The sequence below is a fragment of the Catellatospora sp. NPDC049609 genome (assembly GCF_040675365.1).
Taxonomy (GTDB): domain Bacteria; phylum Actinomycetota; class Actinomycetes; order Mycobacteriales; family Micromonosporaceae; genus Catellatospora.
Map to the genome: position 1 here is coordinate 1 of NZ_JBFAOU010000098.1, position 15,934 is coordinate 15,934.

At 70.7% G+C, this 15,934-nt stretch carries 13 protein-coding genes; 4 read left to right on the forward strand and 9 right to left on the reverse strand.

The window, feature by feature from the left end; genetic code table 11:
- Positions 1–115 precede the first annotated feature (115 nt).
- The 7 genes from serA to AB0J67_RS24660 form a co-directional block, all read right to left on the reverse strand.
- Entirely contained in the window at positions 116–1,714 is a 1,599-nt protein-coding gene (serA, locus tag AB0J67_RS24630) for a phosphoglycerate dehydrogenase (protein ID WP_363485795.1), read from the reverse strand.
- 7 nt (positions 1,715–1,721) lie between these two features.
- Entirely contained in the window at positions 1,722–2,198 is a 477-nt protein-coding gene (locus AB0J67_RS24635; protein WP_363485796.1) for a hypothetical protein, read from the reverse strand.
- 76 nt (positions 2,199–2,274) lie between these two features.
- The gene (locus tag AB0J67_RS24640; RefSeq protein WP_363485797.1) at positions 2,275–2,964 is read right to left on the reverse strand and encodes a ThuA domain-containing protein; all 690 of its coding nucleotides are present in this window, start codon (positions 2,962–2,964) and stop codon (positions 2,275–2,277) included.
- Positions 2,949–3,935 carry a 1-phosphofructokinase family hexose kinase gene (locus AB0J67_RS24645; RefSeq protein WP_363485798.1) on the reverse strand — a complete coding sequence of 329 codons (987 nt, stop codon included), beginning with the start codon at positions 3,933–3,935 and terminating at the stop codon, positions 2,949–2,951. The genes AB0J67_RS24640 and AB0J67_RS24645 overlap by 16 nt, the downstream gene beginning before the upstream one ends.
- Before the next feature lie 10 nt (positions 3,936–3,945).
- Positions 3,946–4,845 carry a carbohydrate ABC transporter permease gene (locus tag AB0J67_RS24650; protein ID WP_363485799.1) on the reverse strand — a complete coding sequence of 300 codons (900 nt, stop codon included), beginning with the start codon at positions 4,843–4,845 and terminating at the stop codon, positions 3,946–3,948.
- A 9-nt stretch (positions 4,846–4,854) separates the two neighbouring features.
- Positions 4,855–5,844 carry a sugar ABC transporter permease gene (locus AB0J67_RS24655; RefSeq protein ID WP_363485800.1) on the reverse strand — a complete coding sequence of 330 codons (990 nt, stop codon included), beginning with the start codon at positions 5,842–5,844 and terminating at the stop codon, positions 4,855–4,857.
- Positions 5,844–7,145 carry an extracellular solute-binding protein gene (locus tag AB0J67_RS24660; protein ID WP_363485801.1) on the reverse strand — a complete coding sequence of 434 codons (1,302 nt, stop codon included), beginning with the start codon at positions 7,143–7,145 and terminating at the stop codon, positions 5,844–5,846. The genes AB0J67_RS24655 and AB0J67_RS24660 overlap by 1 nt, the downstream gene beginning before the upstream one ends.
- A 262-nt stretch (positions 7,146–7,407) precedes the next feature.
- Between AB0J67_RS24660 and AB0J67_RS24665 the strand changes: the two genes are divergently transcribed.
- From AB0J67_RS24665 to AB0J67_RS24680, 4 genes are all read left to right on the forward strand, one after another.
- On the forward strand, positions 7,408–8,592 hold the full coding sequence (locus AB0J67_RS24665; protein ID WP_363485802.1) for a substrate-binding domain-containing protein: 1,185 nt from the start codon (positions 7,408–7,410) through the stop codon (positions 8,590–8,592).
- Positions 8,577–9,575, forward strand: coding sequence for a Gfo/Idh/MocA family oxidoreductase (locus AB0J67_RS24670; RefSeq protein WP_363485803.1), 999 nt, complete (start codon positions 8,577–8,579; stop codon positions 9,573–9,575). The genes AB0J67_RS24665 and AB0J67_RS24670 overlap by 16 nt, the downstream gene beginning before the upstream one ends.
- Before the next feature lie 68 nt (positions 9,576–9,643).
- Complete coding sequence (locus AB0J67_RS24675; RefSeq protein WP_363485804.1) at positions 9,644–11,077, forward strand: sulfatase-like hydrolase/transferase; 1,434 nt, start codon at positions 9,644–9,646, stop codon at positions 11,075–11,077.
- A gap of 115 nt (positions 11,078–11,192) precedes the next feature.
- On the forward strand, positions 11,193–14,072 hold the full coding sequence (locus tag AB0J67_RS24680) for a polysaccharide lyase family 8 super-sandwich domain-containing protein (RefSeq protein WP_363485805.1): 2,880 nt from the start codon (positions 11,193–11,195) through the stop codon (positions 14,070–14,072).
- 419 nt (positions 14,073–14,491) lie between these two features.
- On the opposite strand, the gene AB0J67_RS24685 is transcribed toward AB0J67_RS24680, so the two are convergent.
- Positions 14,492–15,055: an RICIN domain-containing protein gene (locus tag AB0J67_RS24685; RefSeq protein WP_363485806.1), complete on the reverse strand. Its 564-nt coding sequence runs from the start codon at positions 15,053–15,055 to the stop codon at positions 14,492–14,494.
- Between the two features lie 206 nt (positions 15,056–15,261).
- Positions 15,262–15,633: an ATP-binding protein gene (locus AB0J67_RS24690; protein WP_363485807.1), complete on the reverse strand. Its 372-nt coding sequence runs from the start codon at positions 15,631–15,633 to the stop codon at positions 15,262–15,264.
- Positions 15,634–15,934: the final 301 nt, after the last annotated feature.

A 15,934-nucleotide genomic window follows, 5' to 3' on the forward strand; every position in this document is an offset into this window, starting at 1 on the left:
AGGGCGCCTTCGCGCACCTCGACGGCATCGGCATCGAGGTGCCTGCGGGTCGGCTGAGCGCGCGCACACACTCCCGAATCTCAGTGGGCCTTCGTCATGACGACCCACTGACCAGTCATTCTCCGGTGAGGTCGACGCTCGCCGACGCGGTCGCGCCGATGGACGCCGCCGCCTGCTGGAGCAGCTCGGCGCTGACAGCGCTGTCCACCGTCAGGGTCATCAGCGCCTCGCCGCCGGCCGCGCGCCGCGCCACCTGCATCGCCGCGATGTTGACCCCGGCCTGGCCCAGGAAGGTGCCGATCGTGCCGACGACGCCCGGGCGGTCGGAGTAGCGGAAGAACAGCAGCACACCCTCGGCGTCGAGCTCCAGGTCGAAGTCGTCGACCGCGGTCAGCTTGACCACGTCGCGCCCACCCGATCCCGCCACCGTGCCCGAGACGGTCACCACGCGACCGTTGGGCTTCGCTCCTCGTACCGTGACGATGTGTCTGTGGCCCTCAGCCTCGGGCTCGGTGACAAGCTCGACCTCGACGCCGCGGTCCGCCGCGAACAGCGGTGCGTTCACGTAGGAGACCTGGTCCTCCACGATGGCGCTGAACAGGCCCTTAGTCGCGGCGAGTTTGAGAACCGATACGTCGTTGCCGACAACCTCACCCCGGACCTCGATCGTGACGCTGGCCGCGACACCGCCAGCGACCGCCGTGAAGACCTTTCCGAGCCTCTCGGCCAGCGGCAGCAGCGGCCGGACCTCCTCGGCGACCACGCCGCCCACCTGGACGTTGGCCGCGTCCGGGACGAACTCCCCCTGCAGTGCCAGTTTGACACTCCTGGCCACGGCGAGACCGGCCTTGTCCTGCGCCTCGACGGTCGACGCGCCGAGGTGCGGCACGGCGACCACGTTGTCGAACGCGAACAGCGGCGAGTCGGTGCACGGCTCCTTGGCGTACACGTCGATGCCGACGCCGGCCACGCGGCCCTCCGCGAGCGCCTCCGCCAGAGCCGCCTCGTCGATCAACCCGCCCCGGGCCGCGTTGATGATACGGACGTCCGGCTTGACCATCTTGAGCTCGTTGACGCCGATGAGGCCGATGGTCTCCGGCGTCTTCACGGCGTGGATCGAGATGAAGTCGGATTCGCGCAGCAGCTCGTCCAGGCCGACCAGGCGGATGCCGAGCTGCGCGGCTCGCGCCGGCTGGACGTAGGGATCGTAGGCGATGATCTGGGTACCGAAGGCGATCATCCGCAGGGCGAAGAGCACACCTACCCGGCCCAGGCCGACGATGCCGACCGTCTTGCCGTGGACCTCGACGCCGGTGAACTTCGAGCGCTTCCACTCGCCCCTCTTCAGCGAGGCGGAAGCCGTCGCCGTATGCCTGGCGACGGCCAGCAGCAGCGCGACAGCCTGCTCGGCGGTGGAGACGATGTTGGACGTCGGGGCGTTGACGACCATCACACCGCGGGCGGTGGCGGCGGCGATGTCGACATTGTCCAGTCCGACACCTGCACGGGCCACGACCTTGAGTCGCGGGCCGGCGGCGAGCGCCTCGGCGTCGACCTGCGTGGCGCTTCGGACGATGACGGCGTCGGCGTCGGCGAGCGCGGCGAGCAGCGCCGAGCGGTCGGTGCCGTCGACGTGGCGGACATCGAAGTCGTTGGTGAGGACATCGAGAGCCGCGGGCGCGAGCTCTTCGGCGATGAGAACGACGGGAACCACTGTTGCCTCACGGGAGTCTTGTGATCGAGGCTCGACGGATCAGGGCAGAACAGGCGGAAGCGAGCCGCGACAAGACGTGGGGTAGCACGCCGCAGACAGTGCGCTCCATGGTGGGAGGACCGCCGGATCGCGACGCCGCGCTCGGGCCATACCAGGCGAATCGTACGGCTTGAGATTGGTTCCGCGGGTGGCTGCCACGGCGTGACGGCCATCCCGTCACCTGCTGGTCACTTCCCGAGCGCGCCGCCTCGGCGCTGATGCGCAGCTGCGAGCCGTGCCGGGCCCGGACCTGTTCGGGCATGTGGGTTTCGAACAGGAATACCGGCGGTTCCAGCTGGAGGGCCCGCAGTTCGAGCGCGGACGGGTCGAGCCCGGCGGCGGTCGCTGCGGTGGTGGTCGCGGGCGGGCCGGCCTGGGCGGTCGGCGGCAGCCCGGCGATGGCGGCGCTGCCCGCGGCGGCGGACAGCACGGCGCGGCGCGTCATCCGGGGGCGGTTGCTCTGGCATGGCTACTCCTTCGTGATACGTCGGAGAAACCTGATCTGCCCGATGCAAGACGATTCAAGAAGCATTGGCGGAGCAGTACCGTGGCCCGGTGCGGGCCGCCCAGCTCAGGCCGCGCTCGGTGAGGGTACGGATCTCGGGGATGTCGAGATCGGGCAGGTGGTGGCCGACGGTGGAGACGAAGATCCGGCCGGCGCCCCACCGCCGGGTCCAGACGGCGGGGTGGGTGACCGGGTCGTGCCAGGGCTGGCCCTGCTCGACCGGGAACGTGATGGTGGCCAGCACGTCGTTGAGCGGGTCGGCGAGCACCCAGTAGCGTTCGGTGTCGAGCTGGACGCGGTCGATGCCGGCGACGATCGGGTATCCGGCGCGTCGCGGCAGCACGGTGAGCGTGTGGGGGGCGAAGTTGCCGGGGTGGCAGACGAACCAGGCGCCGGTCAGCCACTGGTAGCGGCGTTGGGTGAAGGCGGCGACGATGCCGCCGTGCCAGCCGGCCAGGCCCGTGCCGGCCCGGACGGACCGGTCGAGGTTGTCCGCCCCCTGCGGGGTGAGGCCGTCGCCGCCCGCGGTCCAGCAGTTGATGACCAGGTCTGTGCGAGCCAGCAGTGCCGCATCGTCGTAGATCGCCAGGTCCTCGGCGATCCGCACGGTGAAACCCTGCTCGTCGAGGTATGGCAGGAAGCTGTCGGTGGTGCCGACCGGGTCGTGGAAGTCGGCGCCGCCGCGCACTATCAGCGCGCTGCGCATGGTGCACCCGGCCGGTCCGGTGACTGCTCGCCCCCGCCCGCCGTGGGGTCGAGATCTGCCTGCTGCACCTGGCTGCGCAATCGCTGGAACTGCTCTGGTGCGATGGTTCCGGCCACCGGTGCCAGAACCGCGGCCGCGGACAGCGCCACCGCGTCTGCCAGGCGCGCGGGCCACGGCTGGTCGGACAGCTCGCCGAGGGCGAGGGCGGCCACACACGCGTCGCCCGCGCCGGTGGGGTTGCCGGTCAGCGGGTGGGGCAGCTTCGCCTGGCCGGTTCTCGTGCCGTACAGGCCGATCAGTCCTGCTGCGCCCAGTGAGGCGACGACGTCGCGGGCGCCCAGAGCGCGCAGTGCCGACGCCGCGGCGTGTGCGGCGGCCGGAGTGTCGACGGCCAGGCCGGTGGCGGAGTGCAGCTCCTCGGTGTTGGGCTTGACCAGTCCGGGTCGCTGGCGCAGCGCGTTGCGCAGCGGTTCACCATCGGTGTCGAGGATGGTGGCGGCGCCCGCGGCGTGGGCGATGGACAGCAGGGTGGCGTAGGCGTCGGCGGGTACGCCAGCCGGCAGGGAGCCGGACAGGACGACGACCTTGACGCCGTCGAGCAGCCCGGCGTAGTGGGCCTGGAACGCCGCCCATTCCTGGGCGCCGACCCGGGGGCCGGGTTCCCAGAAGCCGGTGGCGCCCGCCGGGTCTGTCACGACGACGGTGCGGCGGGTGTCGGCGGCGATGGGCAGGAACGCCTCGGCGATCCCGGCGTTGCCGAGCAGGTCGCGCAGGTGGGCGCCGGTGGCGCCACCGGCCAGGCCGGTGGCGCGCACTGGGGCGCCGAGGGTGTGCAGCACGCGCGCCACGTTGACGCCCTTGCCGCCGGCGTGCTCGGCGACGGTGGCGACCCGGTGGGTGCCGTGCCGGCGCAGGGAGTCGGTCTCGTAGGTGACGTCGAGTGCCGGGTTGAGGGTGACGGTGAGGATCACGGGCGTGCCGTCACTTGCCCATGCCGAGAGTGAGGCCTTCGGTGAGCCTGCGGCCGAGCCAGACGTACACGGCGAGCATGGGCAGCACGATGATGCACAGCCCGGCGAACAGCCCGCCCCAGTCGGCGCCGCTGTAGGTCTGCTGCTGGACGAAGGAGATCAGCGCGACGGGCAGGGTGTAGTTGTCGGTGGACTGCAGGAAGGTCAGGGCGAGCAGGGTCTCGTTCCAGTGGCCGATGACCTGCAGCACGAACGCGGTCAGGATGCCGCCCTTGGCGACGGGCAGCATGATGCGCCAGAAGGTGCCCGCCGGGGTGGCGCCGTCGAGGGAGGCGGCTTCTTCCAGCTCGGTGGGCAGGGAGCGGAAGAAGCCGGTGAGCAGGAACACCGTGAACGGCATCGACAGGCCGATGTAGATGAGGTTGAGCCCGACGAGGCTGTCGACGAGGTACACGGAGTTGAGCATGATGAACAGCGGGATGAGGATGACCTGCACCGGCACGCCGAGACCGAGCACGAAGAACAGGGTCAGGTTGCGGGTCACGCGGCTGTCGTGGCGGCTGAGGTGGTAGGCGGCCGGTGCGGCCACGGCGACGGTCAGCACCGACGACACGACGGTGACCCAGAGGCTGTTCCAGGTCGCGGTGGCGAAGTCGCTGACGGTCCAGGCCTGCACGAAGTTGTCGAACGACAGCTGGTCGGGCAGGCCCCAGGGCCGGTCGAGGATGGCGCGGGTGTCGCGGAAGGCCTGCAGGACCATCCAGACCAGCGCGGCGACGCTGGTCAGGACGAACAGCCAGGTCAGCGTGGTGGCTGCCCAGCGCAGCGGCCCGGTGGAGGTCCGCATGGCCGAGGCCTTGCGGCGGCGGGCGGAGACGGTGGGGCGGGGCAACGGCATCGGGGTGCTCATCGGGGCCTCTCAGAACTCGATGACGTCGCGGCGCATCACGCGCCGCAGCAGGACGACCAGGGCGGTGACCAGGACCAGCGACAGGATCGCCGAGGCGGTCGCCGCGCCGAAGGCCGGCACGGAGTCACCGGAGAACGCGGTGGCGTACGTGTACACGGCGGCGGTCCAGGTCTTGGTCGGTGGGATGCCGTTGCCGCTGCTGCCCCCGAAGATCCACACGATTTCGAAGATCTTCACGGAGGTGATGGTCCACAGCACGGCGCAGACGCCGAACACGTCCCAGGTCAGCGGGAGGATGACGTGGCGCAGCCGCTGCCAGGCGTTGGCTCCGGCCAGGGCGGCGTCCTCGTAGAAGTAGGGCGGGATGCGGTCGACGCCGGCCATGAGGATGGTGGTGTAGTAGCCGGTCGTCATCCACGTCATCGTGATCATGATGAGGACGAACAGGTTGTCCTGGGCGAGCCACTGCGGCGTGCTGACCCCGAGCGGTCGCAGGATCGCGTTGGCCAGGCCGTCGGGGTTGAAGACGAACCCGGCGAGCACGCCGTAGACCAGGGCGTTGACCAGGTGCGGGAAGAACAGCACCGACCGTACGATCTTGCGTCCGGCCATGTCGCGCAGGACGAGGGTCAGCGCGAAGCTGAGCACGAAGATCGCTCCGCCGACGACGAACAGCAGTTTGAGGGTGTTGCCCAGCGACTGCAGGAACAGCTCGTCCTCGACCAGCGTGGTGTAGTTGTCGAGTCCGGCCCAGGTCATCGGCCCGGATCCGGCCCAGCGGTGCAGGCTGATGACCACGGCGGCCAGGATCGGGATGACGAACAGCACGGTGTAGAGGATCAGCGCGGGGCCGACGAAGGGGATCAGCAGCCGCCGCCGCTGGTCGGCCGGCGACTGGCGGCGGCCGGCGGCGGAGCCGCGGGTGGGGGTGTCGGTCACGGCCGGCCCGGACGTCGCCGTCGCGGGCCGGGTCATGACATCCGGAGCCGGCCGTGCCATCAGCTCTGCGCCTTCCAGTAGTCGATCTGCGCCTGCTTCATCTGGGTCGTGAACTGCGCAGCGGTGATCTTGCCGAGGAACAGTTCGTCGGTCTTGGCCCAGAACGTCTTCTCGTTGTAGCCCGGGAACGCGACGCCGTCGTTCTGCAGGTGGTAGGCGCCGGCGGCGTCGAGGTCGGCCTTGATACCGGCCATCTGCGCAGCGATGGACGCATCGGCCCGGATCGGGATCACCTTCGCCTCGGCGCCCCACTTGTCCTGGTACTTCTTGCTGAGGAAGAACGCGGCGAACTGCTGGGCGAGCTGGGCGTTGGCGGCCTTCTTCGGCACGGCGAAGCCGGTGAAGTCGGCCCGCTCGCTGGCGTGGGTGCCGGTCTTCGGGAACGAGAAGGACGCGTACTCGAACCCGGGCGCGGCGTAGGCGGCCGACTCGGTGGGCAGCCACGAGCCCATGTACATCAGCGCGGCCTCGTTGTTGGCCCACTTCTGCTGCTGGGCGGGGAACTTGCTCGCGTTGTACCCCTTGATCAGGTATCCGCCCTTGACGAGCTGCTCAACCTTCCGGGCGGCGTCGGCCACGGCTGGGTCGTCCCAGGCGGCGCCGGTCTTGTCGGAGGCCAGGCGCATCAGCGCGCCGGGGCCGCTGTTGCGCAGCAGCAGCGTGACGAACCAGGACGAGTTGTAGCCGGCGATGTCGCCGTCGGCGGCCAGGGGCGTCTGGCCGGCGGCCTTGAGCCGGTCGAGGGCGGCGATGAACTCGTTCCAGGTCTTGGGCGGATTGGCCTTCAGCTCGGGGTTCTTGGCGGCGTTGAACCAGATCGTCTCGGACTGGATCTGGTAGGGCAGCATCCACGGCTGGCCGTCGGCGGTCTTGATGTCGACGTCGGCCAGGTACTTGGCGGGGATGTGCTCGCCGGCGGGCTTGCCGTCGACGTCGGCGGCGTAGGCGTCGGCCAGGCCGAGCGCCTGCTCGGTGGCGACCACGGCCGGATACAGCTTGACGTAGGAGCCGTCGACCAGGTCGGGGACGTTGTTGGTGTTCAGCGCCGGGACGAGCTTCTGCAGGTTGTTGCGGCCCTGCCACTCGACCTTGATCTTGATGTTGTGCTGCTTCTCGAAGTCGGCGACGGCCTCGGCCAGCACCTTCTGCTGCGGTTCACCGGTCTTCCACATGGACCAGTACGTGAACTCCTGGTTCGCCTGTCCGGCGTCGTCGGTGCCGGAGCAGCCGGCCATCGCCAGGGCCACCGCGGCGGCGGCACCTGCGGCCAGCGCCTTGGTCCAGCGCACTCGTATCGTCATGAGATCAACACCTCGTGAGTAGGGCGGCTCGACTGTGGAGCCACCTGGGGTGCACGTACTGTTCAGCGCACCTAAGAACGTAATCAAGACGTATTTCGAAAATCGAGGGAAGCCGTCAGGCCGGGTTTCGGCACGCTGGTCCGCAGCAGATATCGCAGTCTTCTCATATTGCGTCTTTAATCATTCCTTGAATGCATCGCAGAATCGCCGCCGAACGGTCCGCGCGCCGCGGACCCGCCACGCGGACCGGAGGAGGACGACCGTGCTCGATGACCAGCCCACATCGCCCCACACTCCGCGGCCCGGACGCCGCCCAGCGGCCAGGGATCTGAAGTTTCAGCAGCTGGCAGCCGATCTGCGCCGTGGCATCCTGGCCGGTGAGTGGGCGGCGGGCACGAAACTGCCCACCGAGAGCCAGCTGGCCGCCGACACCGGCCTGTCGCTGACGACCATCCGTAAGGCCTACGACGAGCTGGTCACCCAGGGCCTGGTCATCCGCCGCCAGGGTGCCGGCAGCTTCGTCGCCGCGGCCCGCCCGCGCCCTGCCCGGGGCCGCTGGACGGTGGGTGTGCTCGTCCCGGACGCGCAGCTGTACTACCCGCGCGTCCTGCAGGGCATCGAGGAGACCCTGTCGGCCGCCGGAGTCGGCCTGCAGCTGGCCACCTACCACTACCGCCGCGATGAGGAAGAACTCGACCTGCGCTTCCTGCTCGACTCCGGCGTCGACGGGCTGCTGCTCGTACCGACCCTGATCGGGCTGGACGACCCGGCAGGACGCGCCCGCCAGCTGATGTCGCTGCCGGTCCCGGCCGTGCTGCTCGAACGGCGCCTGGCCCACGCCGGGCCCGCCGACCGCACCGAGCACGTCTGCTCCGACCACGAAGCGGGCGCCTACGACGCCGTCGCCCACCTGCACCGGCTCGGCCACCGCGCTATCCATCTGGTGTCCCGCTCCAACAACCCCACCCACGAGGCCGTGCTCGTCGGCTACCGGCGCGCCATGGCCGACCTCGGCCTCGGTGACGGCGACACGTTCCTCGCCGACAAGGAGCAGTGGACCCCGCGCCTGGCCGACGACGCCGTACGTCACCTGACCCGCGCGGGCGCCACCGCCGCGCTGGTGTTCGGCGACCGCGAGGCCATCTTCCTGCAGGCGGGCGCCCGCCGCCTGGGCGTGGCCATCCCCGAGCAACTGGCGCTGGTCTCCTACGACGACGAGACCGCCGAGCTGGCCGAGGTACCGCTGACCGCCGTCGCGCCCCCGAAGTTCCGCGTCGGACGCATGGCCGCCGAGGTGCTGCTGCGACGCCTGGCCGAAGGCGACGCCTGCCCCATCCACCAGATCCGGCTGCGCCCCCGCATCGTCGTGCGGGCGTCCTGCGGCGCCGCACTGCTCGACCCAACTGATCCACCTCTGAGCCAAGGAGCCCCATGCGCATCGGACTGATCGGCGCCGGCGCCGTCGCGGACCTGCACGCCGCCGCCGCCGAAGCCCTTTCGGGACTGCGGCTGACCGCCGTCTGCGACCTGGTCGAGGCTGCCGCGGGCCGAGTCGCCGGACCAGCCGGCGCGGCCGTGTTCACCGACTACCGCGACCTGATCGACAGCGGCCTGGTCGACGCGGTGATCGTCAATACGCCGCACGGACTGCACCGGCAGATGGTCACTGACGCCGCGCAGCGCGGCCTGCACGTGCTCGTCGAGAAGCCGATGGCCACCACCCTGGCCGACTGCGACGCCATGCGCGACGCCTGTCACGCGGCGGACGTCACCCTGGTCGTCGGTCACATCCAGCACTTCCTGCCGGAGAAGGTCGCCGTCCAGTCCCTGCTGGCCGACGGCGGCCACGGCCCCGTCGTCATGATCCACGATTACCGCACCACCGACTACCGGCCCACCACCCGCTCGGCGTGGTTCTTCTCCCCGCAGATGGCGGGCGGCGGTGCGCTGATGAACATCGGCGCCCACTGCCTGGACCGGTCGACCTGGCTCGGCGGCGCACCCGCCGAGCAGATCACGGCCGCGACCGCCCGGCGCTTCGGCGTCGCCGTCGAGACCGACGGCGCGCTGCGACTGCGGCTGGCCAACGGCGTCCCGGTATCGATCTCCGTGGTGTCCGACACCCCACACAAGGCAGACGACCTCACCATCGTCTGCGAACGTGCCGTCATCACCGCCAGCCCGCGCCTGGGAGTGCACGTCCAGCAGGACGGCCGCACCCGCCAGATCCGCAAACGCCGCCCTTCCGACATCCCCGACGCCTTCCGGGCGCAGCTGTCCGACTTCGCCGCGACCGTCGACGGCCGCCCGGCCAGGGTCAGCATCGAACACGCCCGCCACGTCGTGGAGCTGGTCCTGGCCGCGTACCGGTCGGCCGAGCTGCGGGAGACGGTCGCCGTGCGGCCCACCGCCACGCACGCCGCCGCCTAGCCTGCCCCTCCGGTCGCCTGCCGCATTCGCGGGCCCGGCCGCCTGCCACACGCCTGCAAGGAGTTCACGTGTCCAGCCGAGATCCACAACGGCCCAACATCCTGTTCATCCTCAGCGACGACCAGGGGCCGTGGGCACTGGGCTGCGCCGGCAACGAGGAGATCCACACCCCGCGCCTGGACGCCCTGGCCGCCGACGGCACCCGCCTGGACAACTTCTTCTGCACCTCCCCCGTCTGCTCACCCGCCCGAGCGAGCCTGTTCACCGGCCAGATCCCGTCACGGCACGGCGTGCACGACTGGCTCGACGGCGTCCACACCGGACCCGCCGCCGTGGACTACCTCGCCGGCCAGCGCCTGTTCACCGACGAGCTCGCGCAGGCCGGATACCGGCTCGGCCTGTCCGGCAAGTGGCACCTGGGCGCCAATGACCGGCCCCGGCCCGGGTTCGTCCACTGGTATGCCCACCGCAGCGGCGGCAGCCCCTACCACGGCGCGCCGATGTACCGCGACGGCGAGCCGGAAACCGTCGACGGGTATATCACCGACGTGCTGGCCGACGACGCCATCGCCTTCCTGGACGCCGAGCAGCACCGGCCGGAGCCGTTCTACCTGTCGCTGCACTTCACCGCACCGCACAAGCCCTGGAAGGGCCAGCACCCGGCCGAGGTCGTCGCCCTCTACGACGACTGTGCGTTCAGCACCTGCCCGCAGGAGCCCGCACACCCGTGGCTTCCCCTGCTCGACGGCGCTCCGATCGGCGGCGAACCCGACACCCGGGCGGCGCTGGCCGGCTACTTCGCGGCCGTCACCGCCATGGACTCCGCCATCGGCCGGGTGCTCGACGCCCTGGCCGACCAGGACCTGACCACCAGCACCCTGGTCGTGTTCACCAGCGACAACGGCTTCAACGCCGGACACCACGGCATCTGGGGCAAAGGCAACGGCACCTATCCGCAGAACATGTACGACACCTCGGTCAAGGTCCCCGCGATCATCGCCCAGCCGGGCCGGCTGGCCGCCGGCCAGACCCGCCACCAGCTGCTGTCGGCATACGACCTCGGCGCGACCATCCTGCAGCTGGCGGGCGTCGACCACCGCGGGTTCGAGCGGGGGCCGGGCCGGTCCTTCGCACATCTGCTCACGACCCCGGGGGCAGCGGCGGCGTACCGGCCCGTCGTCGTCTACGACGAGTACGGCCCCGTCCGGATGATCCGCACCAGCGGCTGGAAGTACGTGCACCGCCACGCTGACGGCCCGCACGAGCTCTACGACATCGCCAACGACCCCGGCGAGCGCACCAACCGCGTCGACGACCCCGCCGCCGCGGCGACCGTCGCGCAGCTGCGCGCCCGCCTCGACCAGTGGTTCGCCCGGCACGTCGACCCGGCCCGCGACGGCCTCGACCTGCCCGTCACCGGCGCCGGGCAGCTCGCCCCCGTCGGCACCGGCGACCAGCACGCGTTTGCGCCACCGAAATGGGACGAACCGCCGCAGCCGTGAATGGTTCTTGATTCGTATCCTCCCGTGCCGATTCGATGCCTGCCAACGCCCCGCAGGCGCGCACCGACCCGCCGGCCGTCCGGCCGGCGGGGCACGGCACGACATGGAGGACCCGATGACGTGGACTCGCCGCACGCTGCTCATGACCGGAGCCGCGGCCGCAGGCACCGGCCTGCTCGGCGCCGCACCCGCGCACGCCGCCGACGAATACGACATCCTGCGCGAGCGCTGGCGCACGATGCTCACCGGCGGTGCCTACCCCGCTACGGCCGAGCCGTACGCGACGCTGCTGTCCTGGCTGGCCGCCGACGCGGCCGCCTACCGCGCCGCCATGGCCCCCACCGACGCCTCCGTCTGGGCGGACCTGCCGCTGGGCACCGTGTCGGCCAACCTGCTGCACACCTTCCGGCGGCTGAGCACCCTTGCCAGCGCCTACACCACCCCCGGCACCGGCCTGACCGGCGACGCCACCCTGCTGGCCGACGTCCTCACCGCCCTGGACAATCTCCTCGCCGGCCACTACACCGCCACCAGCGCCGAGTACGACAACTGGTGGCACTGGCAGATCGGCGTCCCGCAGACCCTGCAGACCATCATGGTCCTGCTCTACGACCAGCTCGGCGCGACTCGGATCACCGCCTGCCACGCCGCCGTCGACCACCACGTCCCCACCTCGGCAGTCGCGTCCTACACCGGCCACAGCACCGGCGCCAACCGCATCGACCTGTGCCAGGTGCTAGCGCTGCGCGGTGTACTGGGCAAGGACGGCACCAAGCTCGCCGCCGCCCGCGACGGCCTATCCCCCGCCTTCGAGATCGTCCGCAGCGGCGACGGCTTCTACCCCGACGGGTCGTTCATCCAGCACACCTGGGTCCCCTACACCGGCACCTACGGGGCGGTGCTCCTCAAGGGCTTCGCCTCCATTCTCACCCTGCTCACCGGTTCCAGCTGGGCCGTCACCGACCCCAACCGGCAGATCATCTTCGACGCCGTCGAGAAGTCCTTCGCCCCGTTCCTGTTCAACGGCCTGATGATGGACTGCCAGTCCGGGCGCGGCATCAGCCGCGGCCTGTCGGCCGGCGACCCGCACCAGATCCAGTCCGACGACCACCGCCGGGGCCACGGCATCATCGCCGACATCATCACCCTCGCCGCCTGCGCCTCCCCCGCCGAAGCCGCCCGCTGGCGGGGCCTGGCCAAAGGCTGGCTCACCCGCGACTACTGGAGCCCGCCGCTCAACGACCTCAGCCGCACCATCCCCGAGCTGGTACGCCTGCAGCAGGTCATCACCGACACCACCATCACCCCCATCGCCGAACCGGTGTCCAGCCGGGTCTTCGGCAGCATGGACCGTGCCGTGCACCGCCGGCCCGGCTGGACGATGGCCCTGGCGTTGAGCTCGGCCCGCACCACCTACTACGAGACCGGCAACGGCGAGAACCTGCACGGCTGGCACACCGGCAACGGCATGACGTACTGGTGGGGTGACAGCACGGGCAACGGCCAGTACTCCGACGCGTTCTGGCCCACCGTCGACCCCTACCGGCTGCCCGGCACCACCACCTCCCGCATCGCTCTCGCCGACGCGGCCGGCGGCGGCTGGGGCGCCCCCAAACCCGCCACCGCGTTCGTCGGCGGCACCACCGACGGCACCTACAGCGTCCTGGGCCAGGACACGCGCGGCCTGGGGTCCACCCTCACCGGCAAGAAGTCCTGGTTCTGCCTCGGCGACCAGGTCGTCTGCCTCGGCGCCGGCATCACCGCCGGCGACGGCGCCACCGTGGAGACGACCGTCGACAACCGCAACCTCGGCCCCGGTGCAGGCACCCAGGCCCTGACCGTCGACGGCACCGCCCAGCCGACCACCCTCGGCTGGAACACCACCCTGCCCGGCACCGGCTGGGCCCACCTGGCCGGCTTCGGCGGCTACGTCTTCCCCGGCACCACCACCCTGCGGGCCGTCCGCGAGAACCGCACCGGCACCTGGCGTGAGATCAACACCAGCGGCGCCACCACCGCCGTCAGCCGCAAATACCTCACCCTGTGGGTCGACCACGGCCTCAACCCGACCAACGCCGGCTACGCCTACATCCTGCTGCCCGGCGCAACGGCGACCGCCACGGCGGCCCGCGCCGCCGCGCCCACCGTAAACGTCCTGGCCAACACCAGCGCCGTCCAGGCCGTCACCGACACCGCCACCGGCGTCACCGCCGCGAACTTCTTCACCGCCGGCACCGCCGGCCCGATCACCGTCTCGGCGCCCTGCTCGGTGCTGCTACGCGAAACCGCGACGACCCTCACCGTCACCGTCGCCGACCCCACCCGGGCCGCCGCCACGATCACCGTCACCGTCGCCCGCACCGGCCACAGCACCGCCACCACCGGACCCGGCGTCACGGTCACCGGCCTCAACCCCATCACGCTGACCGCCGAGGTCGGTGGCACCCACGGCGCCAGCCGCGTCATCACCTTCGGCACCGGGACCGCGGCCGCGACGGGCACTTCCACCCAGCTGTCGCCGCTGGCCGACGCCTACACCCGCGACGGCGCCTACGCCGCCACCAACTACGGCACCGACGTGTCCCTGCAGATCAAGAACGCCGCCGCCGGGTACGCCCGCCGGGCGTACCTGAAGTTCGACCTCGGCGCCGTGCCCACCAGCCCACGACGTGCGGTGCTGTGGGTGTACGGGTCGACCGCGGACTCCGCCGGCACCCAGGCCACGCTCACCGCCTACGGTGCCACCGACGACACCTGGACCGAGAACGGCCTCACCTACAGCAACCAGCCTGCCCTCGGGCCCGCCGTGTCCACCACGTCGATCGGCGACAGCAACGACTGGCTGGCCTTCGACGTCACCGCCCACGTCCAAGCCAGGTACGCCGCCGGCAGGATCGCCACCGTCGCACTGGCCGAAGCCGGACCCGGCAACGCGGTCGTGCTGCGCAGCCGGCAGAACACCGGCAACAGGCCATTCCTGCAGGTCATCGCCTGACGCGGTCACCTCCCGGGCGACTCGTCTCCGCCCCGGAGGTGACCGCGCTTCGAACCGGCGACACGAGGCTGACACCGCTCTGCCCGCTGGCGCCGGTTCTACAAAGTCTCCCTGGTGCGTCTGATCGAGCGCTGACCTGTGGCTCCCCGTTTCGCCTGGTCGCGGTCGTTCGGGTCTGCTGCACCGATAGGTGCAGCAGACCCCACAGGAACGACGTCGACGGCTGGCCTTCGGTCAGACCGTCGACGAAGTCCATCGCCGTATCGTCATCAAAGGGTCCGTAACCCAGCTACCACACGCTCTCCCGGCCATCCTGGTCACCGCGAGGTGAGCGGACCCACGACGCCGACGATGCCGGACGCTGCCCGGCTAATGAACAGTTGCCGGCCAGGTGATCAGGCACGATATGGCGGTCCCTTCTAGTAGTAGTAGAACTGCTGCGCGGTCTCGTAGAGCTTGCACTCGATGACCTGCAGCGGCGCGTCGTTGCTGCTGGAACGGCCCAGCACGTCGATGCACAGGTTCTTGACCTTGTTCTGGAACAGCCAGATGCCCGTGCCGAAGTACGAGATCGGGTACCACTCCTCGCTGGTGTACGCCCGGTTGCAGTAGAACTGCTGGGCGCGCGTGCCGTAGGTGACCTCGTCCTCGCTGTTGGCGGCGAGGTCGAGGCACAGGCCGCTGCCCTGGTTGACGATCCAGTAGTAGCCGTTCTCGGTGGGGAACAGCGCCCAGCGGTGCTGTGACTTGCTGTTGTCGCAGGTGCGTTGCACGATCGGGGCGTTCGGGTTCAGCGAGTTCCCCTTCGGGATGACGCACTTGTTGGAGTACTCGTTGCGGATCTGCTGGAACACCCCGACACCCAGGGTCTGCGCGTCCTGCGCCGTCGGCGCCGCGCTCGCGGATCCGGCGGTCGCCAGACCGGTGATCGCCGCGACCGCGGTGGCCAGGACGAGCGTGGTAAGCCTGCGCCGCATGTTCATCCGTCACTCCTTCTGTCGGTTCGGAACGGATGCCTCGACCGTGTCATCGGCTGCGTTCCGGCGGCGCGAAGTCCGGACAGGACGGTGTGCGGCGTCGTGACGGGCCTGGTCACGACGGGTCGTCCGGTGGGGTGCGGCCGGACACGCCGGACAGCCGCGGCAGGCGTACGCGGACCGATCGCCGACAGCGGGTCGGCGGACGCGAGTCAGTGGCGCGCGGGGCGCCGGAGCACCAGCCGCCACACGGTCCGGCCGGGCAGGCTGTAGCAGAGGAACTCGTCGCAGACCTCGCCGGTGATGTAGAGGCCCCAGCCTCCGGCGGCGGCGGGACGCCCGGCGGGCACCCGGACCACGTGGTCGAGGGTGCCCCCGTCGGTCAGCTCGCTGATGACGTCGTCGCCGTCGGCCCACACCCGCATGGTGCCGCCGCCGGTGGTGTGGCGCAGCGTGTTGGTGACGACCTCGCTGATCGCGACCCGCAGTCCGCGTACCCGTTCCGGGGCGAGCCCGGCCGCGAGGGCGTGGGTGCCGACGAAGTCACGGACCGCCGCGAGCTGCGAGACGGTGCTGAAGGACATCGTCGCCACGTCGGGCGGCGGTGGTTCGAACGGTGTGGTGACCTGACGCAATGCTCCTCCGCCCCGCCCCTACACGTTGTCGGGCTGACGGACCCCGGCGGCACGCCTGTCGATCACTGCCCTGGCCGATGGACCCCCGGCGGGGAGCGTCCGTGTAGGCAGGGCACGAGCAACATATCTGACTGGCGCCGATGGTCGGACCGCGGTGGCGATCGTCACGGCCGGTCCGGGTGACGGCCCGCGCAGCTGCCCGGTCCGCCCTGCTCGGCCTGGCCGGTGAGGTAGGTCATGTGGTGTTGCC

Coding starts and splice junctions, on each gene's coding strand:
- AB0J67_RS24635 (WP_363485796.1), bottom strand. CDS start 2,198: ATGACGCGCCGCGCCGTGCTGTCCGCCGCCGCGGGCAGCGCCGCCATC.
- AB0J67_RS24640 (WP_363485797.1), bottom strand. CDS start 2,964: ATGCGCAGCGCGCTGATAGTGCGCGGCGGCGCCGACTTCCACGACCCG.
- AB0J67_RS24650 (WP_363485799.1), bottom strand. CDS start 4,845: ATGAGCACCCCGATGCCGTTGCCCCGCCCCACCGTCTCCGCCCGCCGC.
- AB0J67_RS24655 (WP_363485800.1), bottom strand. CDS start 5,844: ATGGCACGGCCGGCTCCGGATGTCATGACCCGGCCCGCGACGGCGACG.
- AB0J67_RS24660 (WP_363485801.1), bottom strand. CDS start 7,145: ATGACGATACGAGTGCGCTGGACCAAGGCGCTGGCCGCAGGTGCCGCC.
- AB0J67_RS24670 (WP_363485803.1), top strand. CDS start 8,577: ATGCGCATCGGACTGATCGGCGCCGGCGCCGTCGCGGACCTGCACGCC.
- AB0J67_RS24680 (WP_363485805.1), top strand. CDS start 11,193: ATGACGTGGACTCGCCGCACGCTGCTCATGACCGGAGCCGCGGCCGCA.
- AB0J67_RS24685 (WP_363485806.1), bottom strand. CDS start 15,055: ATGAACATGCGGCGCAGGCTTACCACGCTCGTCCTGGCCACCGCGGTC.
- AB0J67_RS24690 (WP_363485807.1), bottom strand. CDS start 15,633: ATGTCCTTCAGCACCGTCTCGCAGCTCGCGGCGGTCCGTGACTTCGTC.